This is a genomic window from Methanolapillus ohkumae, from assembly GCF_032594355.1.
GTDB lineage: Archaea > Halobacteriota > Methanosarcinia > Methanosarcinales > Methanosarcinaceae > Methanolapillus > Methanolapillus ohkumae.
In genome coordinates, this window is the sequence record NZ_CP131061.1 from 358,616 (window position 1) to 372,703 (window position 14,088).

Sequence of the window (14,088 nt, forward strand, 5' to 3'; positions counted from 1 at the left end):
AAACTATAAAACAAAGCATTTCCTTATTATATTCTATCAATTATTATAAAATAAATTTCAATATTTTAAAAGATAAATTAAAACCGGTGATGTTTATGAATTCACAAATGGATTTCAGCAAAGTTTGTACGGCTTTTAAGACCCGGCGGCTTTACGACATGTCTGATGTTCTCATGGACCAGATTTGGCTGAAAAGTCAGCCGGACCGGGTTTTATATGACATGTACCGCGAAGTTCATTTGTCCGGCAAGGATTTGACGCAAATGAAAACGCATGTTTTGCGTTATGATATTACGGTCATTCCGCCGGGAATGCTGGGTCCGGAATACATCAAAACAGCCGGCCACTATCATCCGCCTGTTTCGCATTTGTCGTGCGCTGACGCACCGTCCTATCCGGAAGTTTATCAAGTCATTCACGGGACGGCGACGTATTTGCTTCAAAAGCGGGACTTGTCGGAATTTATTGTGATTGAGGCAAAGGAAGGCGATGTGGTTTTGATTCCGCCGGACTTTGGGCATGTGACGGTCAATACGTCTCTTGAAAAACTGACGATGGCAAACTGGGTCTCGGATGCGTTTGAGTCGGAATACGAGCCGATTCGGGAAAAGGCCGGGCTTTTGTATTATCTCACGGAAGACGGGTTTTGCAAAAACAAGAATTATGAGCAGTTTCCGGAAATCGCGGTCAAGAAGCCCAAAAGTTATCCGGAATTTGAGCTTTTCTCCGGCGTTGATATGTACGGGCTTGCCTGTGATTTAGATAAATTGGAATTTCTCCGCCATCCGGAAAAATTCATGGATGCTTTTCGGCGGCCTTTTTATGAATCGGCCGTTTGAATCCTTTTTTAAAAATATAATTTTTTTAAAAAAATCATTTTTTAATTTTTTTCAGCGGATTTATTTTAAGAAATCCTTCCCGCCGATGCTTTTTGTGTGTTTTCTAAAAAAGATATTTCCATAGCGAATCGACCGGTATCCGAACCGGAGGGTGTTGGAGCTGAGAACATAAAAGTCGGTGAGAATCGTTTTTAAAAGTGGAAACCGGCTTGTGGTTTGAATCAAAAATCTTGTCAAAAAGCCAATCTCAGAAATCAGATAACGAAATTCTGAGATAATCATCGCCGGATGAATGAGTGTGAAATGTTTCACTTCCGCGGCAAACATGAATACGGCACCGAATAAGACAGAAATTCCGCAAAAAAGAGCCATGCAGACGTCTGTTAAGTAATACCTTCGGGTACCGTCGGAATGAAACCTTTTTAAGTTAACCATGTTCTTCACCTTCGTTTTTGGAATTTTTTTGAACTATTCTTAATTGCAATTCACGGTATATATTCTCTTCTATTATACTCTCTATATTCTATATATTTTAGCCGGCCGCATCTGTTTATTGTTTCCTGTTTTTCTGCATCTGTTTTTTAAAAAATACAGTTGCTTTCTTGTTTTCCGGTTTTTCTGCATCTGCCGCCACTTGCATTGTTGTCTATTTTGCAATTTTTCAATTTTGCAGCAACTGTTGCCAACACAATCTTTCCATATGCGATATTCCGAGAAATTCGGACGCGGTGCGCGTCCGAATTTTCGGGATGGTTTGCTTGATTGGGATTATAGCAGTTTTGTAATTATTTTTGTTTGCAATTATTTGCAATTGTTTGTAATTATTGTTGTTCGCAGTTGTTTTTCCTTACTGTTGCCGGTTTTGTTGTTTTGCTATCAGATGCATCGCCGCGCGCGTTATGGCGACAAATTTCTGATTCAATCCACAAAAATGACAGGCCGGTTTTTTGAAAAAATAATAAAATAAAATCGAGTAGCTGTTTTTAAAAAATAAATAAAAATAGAAATAATGGAAGGGTTTTGTTTTCATCTTTTAGAAACGTGTTGTTGTCACACGCCCCCCTCCTCTTTTTTTTGGTTATATCTGTTTGGTCAGCTTCTCGTTCATCATTTTCCAAAACGCCGGGCTTTTGATTTTACAAATTTCTTCAATGCCGATGATTTCATATCCCGAAAGGACGGCGTCTCGAACATGCCTTCCAAGCGCGGCTTCTTTGAGAATCTTGTCGGCAATCAATTGCTCGGCAGATTGGTATTTTCGAACAATTTCCGCAACAATAAACTCATTTTTAATTTTTAAGGTAAAAGTATCCGGATGATCTTTGTATTTGTCGTAAAACGATTGTGTATTCTCAACCGCCCAAACCGGCGGGCCGGTTCTTTTCTGAAGCGGCGGCAGTTTTTTGGAGGCAAGCTCAATCAAAAGAACGCAGTTGCCTTCGCTTTCGGCAAAAGCATGTGTGTTCATCACTGTAAAATCATTTGCTGTTAAAATTTCCGCCAGCGAATTTTCCAACCGGAATAATTGCGGGTAGAGGGTGTCATCCGCTTTTTTGGGGGCCGGAAATGTAACGGCCATCCAATCCGTTCCGCGCAAGCTTACGATTTTTTTGAAATCCGTTGGGGAAAGCGGCGGATAATCCGGTTTTGTGAAAAACCCGATGTCCGGATTTTTCATGTAACGTCCGGCCGCGTTGACGAACTGGGAAAATCGGGTAAGGGAAAGTGCGGCGGCAACATTGCGGTTCGGGTCGGTCGGGTCGGTCACAACCAGCGGATCCGAATGTGGCTGACTCTGATGGTTCATCAGGTCAATATTTTCTCCAAAACGCCAATAGGCCGCTTTTTTAAGAACATTTTCAAAGGAACCGTACCGGATAACCAATATTTCCGTCAGGTATCCGGAAAAGCCGCCGTTTCTGACTTCCGAGCCATAAACACCCGTCCCTTTCATAAATTGCTTGAGAAGAAGAACCTCATCCTCCTTTCCTTGGATTCTTTCCTTAATAAATCGGCAGTGAAAAGGCGTCCGGTCGACTGCGGATTTAATTTCGGACGCGCTTTTGACACGGAAACACGGCACCAGATCAATTTCAAACCCATCTTTTCGGATATGGATATACGGGTGCTCCGAATGCCGGTCTTCCCAAGAATTTCCCGTTTTCGCGACTTCCATCAACAATCGGCGGCTTCTTTTTTCCATCTCTTCCCGAGAAACCTCTTCCGGATAAGACACAAAAAGATCAATGTCATGGTTACCGGAAAGCCAAGTGGAACGTTCGGCAGAGCCGACGGAAATCGGAATAACATCGGTTTCGTTGAATTTTTCAGCCGTCCGGCAGACAATCTCTATCAATTCTGATTTAGCCGCTTCCAACCTCTGCTTTTCGGAATCATTCGGCCGGATATTTTGAAGGATCGATTCCCGGATTTTTAAAAAATCCGCCTCCGAAATCGTTTCTTCCGGAACCTTTGTCTTTTTATTCAAAACCATGATTTTTCACAAGCCCGAAAAATGAAGATTTAAAAACAAGTCTAAGAAAAAAATAAATTTAAAAATCATCATTCATTTCATTTGTATTTGAACTATTGGAATAACTTATTTCTATTAATTTTTATTGTCTTTTCTTTGTTTCGACGTCCAAATTGTTCCTATTTTTTTTTTCAGAATCTGTCCGTTTTTGTCTAATTTGTTCAAGTTTATTCTCTTTTTGTCCTATTTTGTCCGAATTTATCCTCTATTTATCCTACTTTGTCCGAAATTATCTTCTATTTGTCCAATTTTATCCAAATTAATCCTCTATTTTATCCTGTTTTGACATTTTTTATGATTCATGCGTTTCTTTCTTATACTTTGAATTCAACATTTTTTTTATCTTTTTCGATTGGCCAAAATAATTGAAAAAAAAGGACTGATATTTTTAAAAACAAAAAAGGAATCCTTGAAAACGATTCTTTTTCCTGTTTCCCCCAGATCCGGCCGGATTTTTTCGGCCGGATTGTCTTTCTCGGCGGCTGGTTTTTTTTAAAAATATTGTTAAATGATTGTCAGATGAATATGGTTGTCAGATGCAAAATGATTCTCAAATGAAAATACACGAATTGAAAAATTTGTTAATTCATCTTGCCACAAATTTGTTATATTCATCTTTGCCACAATTTTGTTATTATTGATATTTTATTGCATTTATTTATTGCATTTATTTATTGCATTTATTTATTGCATTTATTTATTGCATTTATTTATTGCATTTATTTATTGCATTTTTTCAGGAGTTTATTATGGATTATACTGTTTTATACATCATATTATTTTGGCTGATTACAATGACAGCCGTGACCCTTTTGTCGGTCCGTGTCGTTCGGAAATATCCGGTTTACGGATTTATCTTGCTGACCGCTTTTTATGTCACCTACTTGCTCAGCTCACAGGTGATCGCAACTCGCATTTCCGTCTACGATTTTGGAACTTGGTTCGGGTACAGCCTGGTTTTAGCGGCACCAACCGCCGCCATTATTTACCCGTTCATTTCCCAAGTTTTGGACATGATTAATGAAGTGTACGGCAAAAAAAGAGCGGTTGCCGCGATTACGGCCGCCCTCTTGACACAGGTTCTTTACGTTCTCTTCATCGCGATGGCTGTTAAAATTCCGGCCGCGCCGTTTTATGAACTCAACGAGGCCTGGCTTTCCATTTTCGGACTGAGTGTCGGCATCGTCTTCGCCAGCTGGGTTTCCTTTTTGGTCTGCTCGCTTTTAGACACCTACATGTTCTCTTACATCAAGAATAAACTCAGACCCCGGGAATTGGCTTTTAAAGGCGATACCTTTCTCAATCCGTACATTTGGATTCGCTCCCTTCTGACAGACGTCATCAGTTTGGCGGTGGATTCCGTTCTTTTCGTTTTCATCGCGTTTTATATCATCGGCGGAATGCCGTTTGACGTGGTGGCCGGACTTATCATCGGACAACTCATTGTCAAAGTATTGATCGGCGCGGTTGACACACCGTGGTTTGTTCTTTACAAAAAGATGATTCAAGATGCGGATTATTCCGGCGAAATGAAACAAACGGAATAAAAAGACGAAAATAAACAAATAAAAAGACGAAAATAAACGAATAAAATCGAAATAAACGAATAAAATCGAAATAAAAGAAGGTTAAAGAAAATATTTTTCAAAAAGGGTTAAAATTTTTATTTTTAAAACCCCGCCAAAATATTTTCTTTTCCTTTCTTTTTTCTTTTTTAAATGCCATACTTTTTTGGTTTTTTGTGTTACAAAACTGTTTTAAATAAAGGAAATATTCTGGGTTATTTAAGAAAAGTTGAAAATAAAATATCAGTTTGTTTTCTTCGTCTTGTTCATTTTATTCTTATTATTTTATTTTAAATTAACAACCGGAAAAGTCGAAAATGAATCATTCGGAAATACCATGGGCGAAGATTGCGGTTTTTGATCTCAATCATGGCGGGTTTGCCATAGCGGAGCAGCTCTCCAAAAAAGGGATTTACGTGACGGTCTTTGATGTTTACGGAAAAACAAGTGAAGAACAACTGAAATCCGCCTCCGAAAGGTACGGGTTTTCCGTGTCCGGAAAAGTTGAGGATTTGGAAAATCCGGATGGTGCCCCGTTTGAAATCATTTGTTCGCCCATCCATCTCTACGGACAAAACGAATTCTTTAAAAAAGCCGACGAACTCAAAATTCCGATAATCACCCACCACGACATGGTCGGGCGCCTGCTTCACGGAGACAAAAGGTTGGCCGGCAAAAAGTTATTTGAAATCACCGGCGTCCGCGGAAAAACAAGCACGGCAATTCTTTTCGCGCAAATGATTTCCGCCAAAAAAACAGTTTCCCTGCATACCTCCAAAGGACTTTCCATATGGAAAGACGGAAACTTTACCAACATTTGCGACGGCATCAGCATCTCTCCTGCCTATGTTCCTTCGATCCTTGATCTTATTTTTGATGCCGGATACGATCCCGATTTTTTTATTTTTGAAATCTCTTTGGGAAGCACAGGTGCGGAGGATGTGGGCATTCTCACCACGCTGGACCCGGAATATATGGTTTCCGGAAACACGGTCAGTTCGACCGACATCAAAACTCAAATTTTCACCCGGGCCAAAGAAAACGGAACTTTCATTGTCAACTATGATGATTGGGCTAAAATCAAATCCTACATCCGGCAAGACCAAAAAGTAATTATTTTTGACGCGTCCGGAAAAGCCATTTCGGATGGCGCAACAACGGATGCGTTTTTGGACATTTCCAAAGGAAAGGACGGAGCAAGTACGCTTGAAATCGAATCCTCCCGAAACAGTTTGTTTTTCAGCACGCTTCTTAAAGACGGCTATGATGCCGAATCCTATAAAATCGCGTTTGCCGCATCCATTTCAGCGGCGCTCGAATTCGATGTTTCGGAATCCTATATCGCCGACATCATCCGTCAATTTAAGGGAATTAACGGGCGGATGCAGGAATCTCAAAAAGAAGATCGCTTCATCTTGGATAATTCCAATTCCGGTTTGGATATTTATTCCTGTGAATTTGCCATCAAATACATGCTGGGCAAATATTTTGATAAAAAATCGGCGCATTACGATCCCAAAAGAAAACTTATCGTTGTTATCGGCGAAGAAAACAAGACGGTTTGCAGCGGTATGCTTCCTCAAGATATTGACAAATTATTAAATGTTTACAAAAAAGAAATTTCCGAGTCCGTTTTTGTCGGAAGCCGCCTTCATGATTATATGCAGGAAATATGTGCGGTGACTGAAAATCAAGACGGTGAACGCAAGACGGCACCGACGGATTTGGACGAGTCCGGTGATGTTTGTGCGCTTTACGCAGACGATTTTGTTTCAGGTTTTGAAAAAGCGCTTGAGGTTTCTAAAGAAGGAGACGTTATTGTTTTAAACGTCAAATGCTTCCGGTAATAAAATTTAAAATAAAACGAATAAAAATAAAACTAATAAAACGAATAAAAATAAAATGAATAAAAATAAAACTAATAAAACGAATAAAACCTAAATAAAAATCGAGGCAATTGATTAAAAATTAAATTAAAAATCGTTAATAAAAACGATTCGGATTATTCAAAAAAACGGAGGAAAAAAGTGTCCGGTAATAATTCTCTTATTGTTCATCCCCGCCCCAGTTCCATCGTCGCGTCTCTTTATACGCTTCGGGATTTGAATGTGGACGTTGCGATTTTGCACGGCCCGCCGGGTTGTTCCTTTAAGCATGCCCGGCTTTTGGAAGAAGACAGTCTTCATGTTTTGACAAGCGCGATGGATGAAAATGATTTCGTTTTTGGCGGGCAGCAAAAGTTGTCCAAAACCATTGAAAAAGCGGTTGAACTTTTCTCTCCCAAATCCATTGCTTTGGTCGGAACCTGTACCAGCATGATTATCGGAGAAGAACTCAAGGATTCGGCGGCGGTGGTATCCGATGATATTTCCGTTCTTTGCGTAGAAACCCATGCAGGCTACGCCAATAACACATCCGGCGTCATGGCGGTTTTAGAACCGGCGGCGGGTCTTGGCCTCATCAGCGGCGAAGAACTCAAACGCCAGCGGTTTTTGCTTCAAGAAGCCACCAACGTTGAACTCAGAAGCGGCGCCGCAAGCCGCGGGTATTTGGAGCCGTCCCGTGGAGATTTAAAATATAAAGTCGCGGAGCATCTGCTGGATTTGCTCAAATCCGGCAAAAAAGTCATGGGTATTTTAAACGCTAAAAAAGAAACAGCTTACATGTTTGCGGATGAACTCCTGGCGCTTTGGGAAACGGCGCAACTTCTCGGCGTCTCCGATAACGTCGTTTTATTTTCAAATACGGATACGAACTTAGGTCTTCCTCGTGTTCGGGAACATGCGAAAAACATCATGTCGGAATTTCAAAAGCGTGGCGTTGTGATTCATGAAATCATCGGCGGCCTGGATGAATATGCTGTAACGGGCGGTATTGTCGCGGCGCTTATTCATGAAAAATATCCGGATTTTGATGCCGTTTTAATTTCAGGCGTTCCGCACGCACTTTTTATGGAGCCGTTTGCCGGCATGGAAATTATTTCCATAACGAACGGTCCCCGCCAAGTGGCGCCGATGAAAGAAATGGGACACGATTATGTGGTGGTGGAAATTGATTTGCACCCCAAAACACTGGGCATTTCCGCAATCGTCCCCTCTGAATTCGGAGATACGCTCCGGTCAATCTGTGCTGACCAAATGCAAAAGTAATCGGCACAAAAAACAACTTTCATTGAAAAATGAACTTTGGATGAATTTCATAAAGCTTCATCAAAAACGGTCTTTCACTGAAAAAAATGAATCATATTTATTATGCCTGACATTTGTTACTTGTTATTTAATTTGTTATTTATTATGTCTAATGGTTTGTTATTTGTTATTCTTTAATTTTTATGATTTGCTTTTCTTTGAAAAAACGCAAATGATTCAATGCTTTGAGATTTTGAAATGAAAAAAGTGATTGCGATTTATGGAAAAGGCGGAATCGGAAAGTCGAGCACCGCGTCAAACGTGGCGGCCGCCGCCGCACTCCTTGGGAAAAAAGTGTTGCTGATCGGCTGTGACCCTAAAAGCGACTCCTCAATTACGCTTCTTGGCGGGAAACGGATTCCGACGGTTCTTGACCGGCTTAAAGAATCTCCCCATTTGTCCAAAGAAGACGTCATCTTTGAGGGATTCGGCGGCGTTTTATGTATGGAAGTCGGCGGACCTGAGCCGGGTGTCGGCTGTGCCGGCCGTGGCATTATTGTTGCGATTGAGACGCTCAAAAAAATCTATCCGGAGTTTATGGACAACGATTTGATTATCTACGATGTTCCCGGAGATGTCGTATGTGGCGGATTTGTCGCGCCGATTAAAAAAGGATTTGTCAACGAAGTTTATGTTTTAACATCGGGCGAATACATGCCGCTTTATGCCGCAAACAACATTTGCCGTGGTTTTTCCCGAATCGGAATGGAACTTGGCGGCGTGATTTGCAATTCCAGAAACGCGGACCGCGAGCGGGAACTTGTGGAAGAGTTTTCACAAAAAATCGGGAGCCGGCTGATTGGTTATATCCCTAAAGATCCGGTCGTTCAGGCGTGTGAGCGGGATGGCTTTTCCGTTCTGGAAAAAGCTCCTGATTCCAAAATCGCAAGCGTTTACCGGCAATTGGCTCACGATTTGATCGGAAATTCGGAGCGGGTCAAAGCAACGCCGCTGGATGATGACCAATTGCGCATGCTGTCTAAAAAATACAGCGAATGAATGTATGTACGGAATCTTTTTTTGATTGTGACAATTCAGAAATCCAAATTCAAATTAAAATACCGCCAACCGTTTTACCGAAATATTTTAAAATTGCTGCCCTAACGCGCGGGCGGCGTAGCCGACAAAACAAACAAATAAAGGCAATAAGCAGATATTAAACAGTAAACAAACGAAAAAACAGACAATAAACAAACGAAAAAACAGACAATAAACAAACGAAAAAATAAAACAAATAAAAAATAGAACAAATGAAAAACATAAATAAAACGTTTTATAAAAAAATTCAGTGAACAGGAGGAAAATACAGTGGCATTCAGTTCAAAATCCGATTCAAAATCCGGCGGTCCTTCGGAATTGGTTCCGCGAATACTTATTTCAGCCGACCGGTCATCGTCCGGAAAAACCACCGTTTCCATGGGAATCATGGCGGTTTTAAAAGATGCGGGCTACACGGTCCAGCCGTTTAAAGTAGCGTTGGATTATATCGATCCGGAATACCACACGGCAATTACCGGCCGGCGCTCTCGGAATTTAGACGGGTATTTGATGAATCCGGATGAAATCATCGATGTATTTTCCCATGCGTGTACCTCTTTTGAAAAGGACGGCAAAGGTGCGGACATTGCCATCATTGAAGGTGTCCGTGGTCTTTTTGAAGGGCTTGACGCTTTTTCCGACATTGGAAGCACGGCTCAAATTTCTAAAATTTTAAAATGTCCGGTCATCTTGGTCATTAACGCTAAAAGCATGACACGTTCCTGCGCCGCTCTTGTTTCCGGTTTTTCAACGTTTGATCCGGATGTGAATTTGGCCGGTGTCATTCTCAACAATATCGGAAGCAAACGGCATGCAGAAAAAGCGGTCGCAGCGATTGAATCCGCCACAAAAATTCCGGTCATCGGTGTGGTTTACCGCGACCCAAATATGGGTTTTTCCATGCGGGAACTTGGGTTGATTCCGATTCCGGAGGGACGCAAATGCCATTTCGGATTTATGGACAAAATGTCCAAAATCAAAGAAAACATCGCCAAGGATGTCAACATGGACCGGCTGGTTGAAATTGCGAAAACCGCCGGCTCGATTTCTTCCAAATCCGTTCTGTTTGAAAATGGAAATGAAAATGGAAATGAAAATAAAGATGAAAATAAAAGTGAAAAACAAGTTGCGGGTAACACTTTCGCTTACCGCCCAAGAATTGGGATTGCCTGCGATGAAGCTTTTAATTTTTATTATCCGGACAACATTGATCTTTTGATTTCGGCCGGTGCGAGAATTGTTCCGTTCAGCCCGCTGGCCGACGCTCAAATTCCGGAGGTTGACGCTTTATACATCGGCGGCGGAACACCTGAAATTTTCGCGGCCCGGCTTTCGGACAACAAATCCATGAGAGCATCCATCAAATCCGCGTCTGATTCCGGAATGCCAATTTTCGGAGAATCCGCCGGCATGAATTATTTATCTCGCTCCATTACGATTAAAAGCAATACCGGTTGCGACAACCATTTTGAAATGGTCGGCGCCTTTAAAGCCCGAACCGTCTATGGAAGCGGAAAACGAATCGTCACTTACACAAACGGGGTTTTTGAAAAAGACACGCCAATTGGAAAATCCGGTGAAAATTTTCTGGCGCATGAATTTCATCATTCCGTTTTGGAGGATTTGCCCAAAAATACGGACTTTGCTATTTCAATCACGCGCGGGGTCGGAATCTCCGGTAAAAAAGATGGCATAATGGTCAATAACACGATCGGCACATATGTCCACTATCATGGGGTCTCTTACAAACAGTTTGCCAAAAACTTTGTCCAAAGCGCACGGCTTTACCACGAAAGCAAAAACTCAAATCTTTAAAAGTCCATCCCTATCATTACCATCATTATTTATCTTACTCTTACTGTCAATTACTATTTTACCATCATTTACCATCATTATCATTCGATGGAATAAACCAGGGTGTTTGATTGAAAGCGAAAATCCAAGGAAATTATGTTGTTCTGGGGCCGGAAGCCGTTGTGGCTTTTTACCAGTCCGGATACATCGGGCGTCCCAAAGACGGAGCCCTTTACCTCCGGTTCGTAGAGGCTGCCTACCTTTTGTACCGGAATAAAATCGAGGTTTTCAAGGACAAACGACAACTTGATTTTGATTCTTTTTTAAAATTCGCGGCGCTTTCCGAGGATTTTTTTGAATTAAAATACATTGTCTACAAAGACCTCAAAGAACGTGGCTATTATATTCAGTCGGCAGCAACAGATTTTCGTGTGTATCCGCGCGGCGGCTCTCCCGGAAAAACGCCGGCGAAATGCTTTGTTTATGTACAGTCGGAACGCATTGACCTGCCTTTTTCGGCATTGATCCAAAATTTGAACAACGCGCAAAATGTGCACAAGGAATTCATTTTGGCGGTGGTGGACGAGGAAAGCGACATCACATTTTTTGAAATCAAGCGGCCTGATGCGAAAAACAGTTTTTACGGGAAAATGTCTTATTCCGTTCCGGATTTTAAGTCGGATGAATCCATCGAATCTTCTCCGCCTCTTTTTCCTTCTCTTCCGGTACAGGCCGTTCTTCAAAAGGCGCGGGTGGTTATTTCCGATGGCGTAGCGTCAAAAATATTGTATCAAAAGGCATTTTTTGGAAAAATGCTGGATGAGGAACGTCTTCAATTATCATTGGTGGAGGCGCTTTATTTGCTAAAGCAAAACGTGATTGAAATTTCGGATTTGGAATCCAAAATGATGTCGGAAGATGGTTTTATTCAGCACGCGATTTTGATTGAGCCGGATTTCATGAAAAAATATGTTATCTATCATGATTTAAAAGAAAGAAACTATGTCCCCAAAACCGGTTTTAAATTCGGAACGCATTTTCGTGTTTATCAAAAAGTGGAATCCTTGGACAAAATTCCGCACTCCGAGTTTTTGCTTCATGTGATTTCTTCGGATCATCCATTTAAAATGCCGATGACATCCGGTGCAATTCGTTTGGCCAACAGCGTTCATAAAAGAATGATTTACGCGGCCGACACCGGTCGAAAAATTGAGTATATTGAGTTTGAAAGAATCAAGATGTGATCTTATGCCGCAGCGTCTGCTTCCAATTGGTTTTTCATGGGTGATTTTTGGGTGATTTGTCATGTTTACGGCGGTGGCGGTTGATATTTCGGGACGGCATAAAATCAACATCGGTTATTATCCGGTGTGTTCAGCGGTTTCCGTTTTAATGACGCCGTCCGGGGTTGAAAAAGTTCATGAGATTCAATCCGGCGCATTTTTGTTGGATTATGCGCCGGAGCTTTCCGACATTGTTTTTATGATTGAGAAAACGGTCTCCAAAATCAAAGAAAAGGGACCACTGATTGTGGAGCGCGGGGATTTGTTTAATACCGATATCCGGCTGTGCCAGCCGCTTTTTTCATCCGAGCTCCGGTTTCCGGAATCTATTGGAGACAAAAAAGCGATGGATTTGGCGCACCATGTTTCTTTAAGCACGCGCAACATTTTGATGAAAGAATTGGGCATTGACATCAGCCCGGTCTCGAATAAATAAAAAATTATGAAAAATAAAAAATTATGAAAAATGAAAATGAAAAATGAAAAATGAAAAAATTATGAATAATGAAATAAGAGTGAAATAAAAATTATTGAACCGGGGGAAAAATCATGTCAAAAGATCAAAAATCCAGCTCTGTCATATTGGTTATGCGGATTTCCCCCGATTCAAATCCGGTCTCAGTTTCCCGCAAAATGGATGAATTTGTCGAGCTTGCGAAGGCACTTGATTACAAAGTGTCGGACACGGTCGTTCAGGAGCGCCATCCGGACCGCAAATATAATGTCGGCAGTGGAAAAGCACGTGAAGTGGCTATTCTTGCCCGGGATTTGTCGGCGTCACAAGTTATTTTTTATGACCCGCTTTCCACCTCTCAGATTTACAACCTGTCCAAATTATGCAATGAAGCCGGTGCCACCTGCCGTGTCATTGACCGGTTTCAATTGATTCTGGATATTTTTGCGCAGCGGGCAACGACGCATCGTTCCAAATTGCAAGTAGAACTCGCGCGTCTGCGGTACGAACTTCCAAGTGCGAAAATGTTGATTTCCCTCTCTAAAAAAGAAGAGCGGGCCGGTTGGGGTGGTCTTGGAGATTACGAAGACTCGTATGAGCAAGACGTTAAAAAACGAATTTCTCGGATTGAGACCGAGTTGTCCAAAGCGGATTTGGAAGAGGATGCCCGCCGCCTTTACCGTCACAAACGCGGGTTTTTTATGCTTTCGCTTGCCGGCTACACAAATGCCGGAAAAAGTACACTTTTTAATGCGCTCGTTGATGAAAATACGGAATCCAAAGACATGTTTTTTACGACGCTTATCCCCAAAACCCGGGCGCTTGAATTCGGCAAGCGAAAAGTGCTTCTCACCGACACGGTCGGCTTTATTGAAGACTTGCCGCACTTTTTGGTGGACGCGTTTCGGTCAACTTTGGAAGGCATCTATTTTTCCGACATCATTCTTCTGGTGGTCGATTTCAGCGAGCCGGCCGGTCACATCCGGGACAAACTCGTCACGTGCCATGAGACGCTTTTTGAAAAAGGAACGTCAACGATTGTGACGGTTCTCAACAAATCCGAATTGGTCTCCTCTAAAGAACGGAATCAAAAAATGGATGAATTATTTCATTTAATCCCAAATCCGGTTTTTATTTCCGCCAAAGAAAAAACGGGGCTGGATGATCTTCTTCTTGAAATTGAAAAAAATTTGCCGCCGCTGTATGTCAAGACGGTGTCGCTTCCAAACAGCAAAGTCGGAGCGTCCGCCCTGTCTTGGTTTTATGAAAACGGGATTGTGGATGAAATCCTTTACGGGAAATATATGACGTTTGATTTTTGCGCGACAGAAGACGTCATGGCGAAAACGGATGACATTTTAAGAAAAGCGGAAAAAATATGATTTCTCCCGGGC

11 protein-coding genes are annotated in these 14,088 nt (G+C 41.8%); 9 read left to right on the forward strand and 2 right to left on the reverse strand.

Features of this window, described 5'->3' with window-relative positions:
- Positions 1-95 precede the first annotated feature (95 nt).
- The gene (locus MsAm2_RS01455) at positions 96-839 is read left to right on the forward strand and encodes a glucose-6-phosphate isomerase family protein (protein WP_338098052.1); all 744 of its coding nucleotides are present in this window, start codon (positions 96-98) and stop codon (positions 837-839) included.
- Between the two features lie 60 nt (positions 840-899).
- On the opposite strand, the gene MsAm2_RS01460 is transcribed toward MsAm2_RS01455, so the two are convergent.
- A complete protein-coding gene (locus MsAm2_RS01460; RefSeq protein WP_338098053.1) occupies positions 900-1,274 on the reverse strand; it encodes a hypothetical protein in 375 nt (124 codons plus the stop codon).
- 643 nt (positions 1,275-1,917) lie between these two features.
- Positions 1,918-3,333 (reverse strand): CCA tRNA nucleotidyltransferase, encoded by a 1,416-nt coding sequence (cca, locus tag MsAm2_RS01465; protein ID WP_338098054.1) that lies wholly within the window; start codon positions 3,331-3,333, stop codon positions 1,918-1,920.
- Positions 3,334-4,121: 788 nt separating this feature from the next.
- On the opposite strand from cca, the gene MsAm2_RS01470 reads away from it, so the two are divergent.
- The 8 genes from MsAm2_RS01470 (at position 4,122) to hflX (ending at position 14,076) form a co-directional block, all read left to right on the forward strand.
- Positions 4,122-4,919 carry a queuosine precursor transporter gene (locus MsAm2_RS01470; RefSeq protein WP_338098055.1) on the forward strand — a complete coding sequence of 266 codons (798 nt, stop codon included), beginning with the start codon at positions 4,122-4,124 and terminating at the stop codon, positions 4,917-4,919.
- A 335-nt stretch (positions 4,920-5,254) separates the two neighbouring features.
- Entirely contained in the window at positions 5,255-6,784 is a 1,530-nt protein-coding gene (gene cfbE / locus MsAm2_RS01475) for a coenzyme F430 synthase (RefSeq protein WP_338098056.1), read from the forward strand.
- A gap of 180 nt (positions 6,785-6,964) precedes the next feature.
- The gene (cfbD, locus tag MsAm2_RS01480; RefSeq protein ID WP_338098057.1) at positions 6,965-8,086 is read left to right on the forward strand and encodes a Ni-sirohydrochlorin a,c-diamide reductive cyclase catalytic subunit; all 1,122 of its coding nucleotides are present in this window, start codon (positions 6,965-6,967) and stop codon (positions 8,084-8,086) included.
- A 237-nt stretch (positions 8,087-8,323) separates the two neighbouring features.
- On the forward strand, positions 8,324-9,124 hold the full coding sequence (locus MsAm2_RS01485; RefSeq protein ID WP_338098058.1) for a nucleotide-binding protein: 801 nt from the start codon (positions 8,324-8,326) through the stop codon (positions 9,122-9,124).
- A gap of 309 nt (positions 9,125-9,433) precedes the next feature.
- Positions 9,434-10,978 (forward strand): Ni-sirohydrochlorin a,c-diamide synthase, encoded by a 1,545-nt coding sequence (gene cfbB, locus MsAm2_RS01490; protein WP_338098059.1) that lies wholly within the window; start codon positions 9,434-9,436, stop codon positions 10,976-10,978.
- A gap of 110 nt (positions 10,979-11,088) precedes the next feature.
- Positions 11,089-12,201, forward strand: coding sequence for a tRNA-intron lyase (gene endA / locus MsAm2_RS01495; protein ID WP_338098060.1), 1,113 nt, complete (start codon positions 11,089-11,091; stop codon positions 12,199-12,201).
- A gap of 61 nt (positions 12,202-12,262) precedes the next feature.
- Positions 12,263-12,676 (forward strand): DUF2209 family protein, encoded by a 414-nt coding sequence (locus tag MsAm2_RS01500; protein ID WP_338098061.1) that lies wholly within the window; start codon positions 12,263-12,265, stop codon positions 12,674-12,676.
- 113 nt (positions 12,677-12,789) lie between these two features.
- A complete protein-coding gene (gene hflX / locus MsAm2_RS01505; RefSeq protein WP_338098062.1) occupies positions 12,790-14,076 on the forward strand; it encodes a GTPase HflX in 1,287 nt (428 codons plus the stop codon).
- The last annotated feature ends 12 nt before the right edge of the window (positions 14,077-14,088 follow it).

What these genes read in the sequence shown, in the direction of transcription:
- MsAm2_RS01455 (WP_338098052.1), top strand. Translation starts at nt 96, where the DNA reads ATGAATTCACAAATGGATTTCAGCAAAGTTTGTACGGCTTTTAAGACC.
- MsAm2_RS01500 (WP_338098061.1), top strand. Translation starts at nt 12,263, where the DNA reads ATGTTTACGGCGGTGGCGGTTGATATTTCGGGACGGCATAAAATCAAC.
- MsAm2_RS01470 (WP_338098055.1), top strand. Translation starts at nt 4,122, where the DNA reads ATGGATTATACTGTTTTATACATCATATTATTTTGGCTGATTACAATG.
- hflX (WP_338098062.1), top strand. Translation starts at nt 12,790, where the DNA reads ATGTCAAAAGATCAAAAATCCAGCTCTGTCATATTGGTTATGCGGATT.
- MsAm2_RS01485 (WP_338098058.1), top strand. Translation starts at nt 8,324, where the DNA reads ATGAAAAAAGTGATTGCGATTTATGGAAAAGGCGGAATCGGAAAGTCG.
- cfbE (WP_338098056.1), top strand. Translation starts at nt 5,255, where the DNA reads ATGAATCATTCGGAAATACCATGGGCGAAGATTGCGGTTTTTGATCTC.
- MsAm2_RS01460 (WP_338098053.1), bottom strand. Translation starts at nt 1,274, where the DNA reads ATGGTTAACTTAAAAAGGTTTCATTCCGACGGTACCCGAAGGTATTAC.
- cca (WP_338098054.1), bottom strand. Translation starts at nt 3,333, where the DNA reads ATGGTTTTGAATAAAAAGACAAAGGTTCCGGAAGAAACGATTTCGGAG.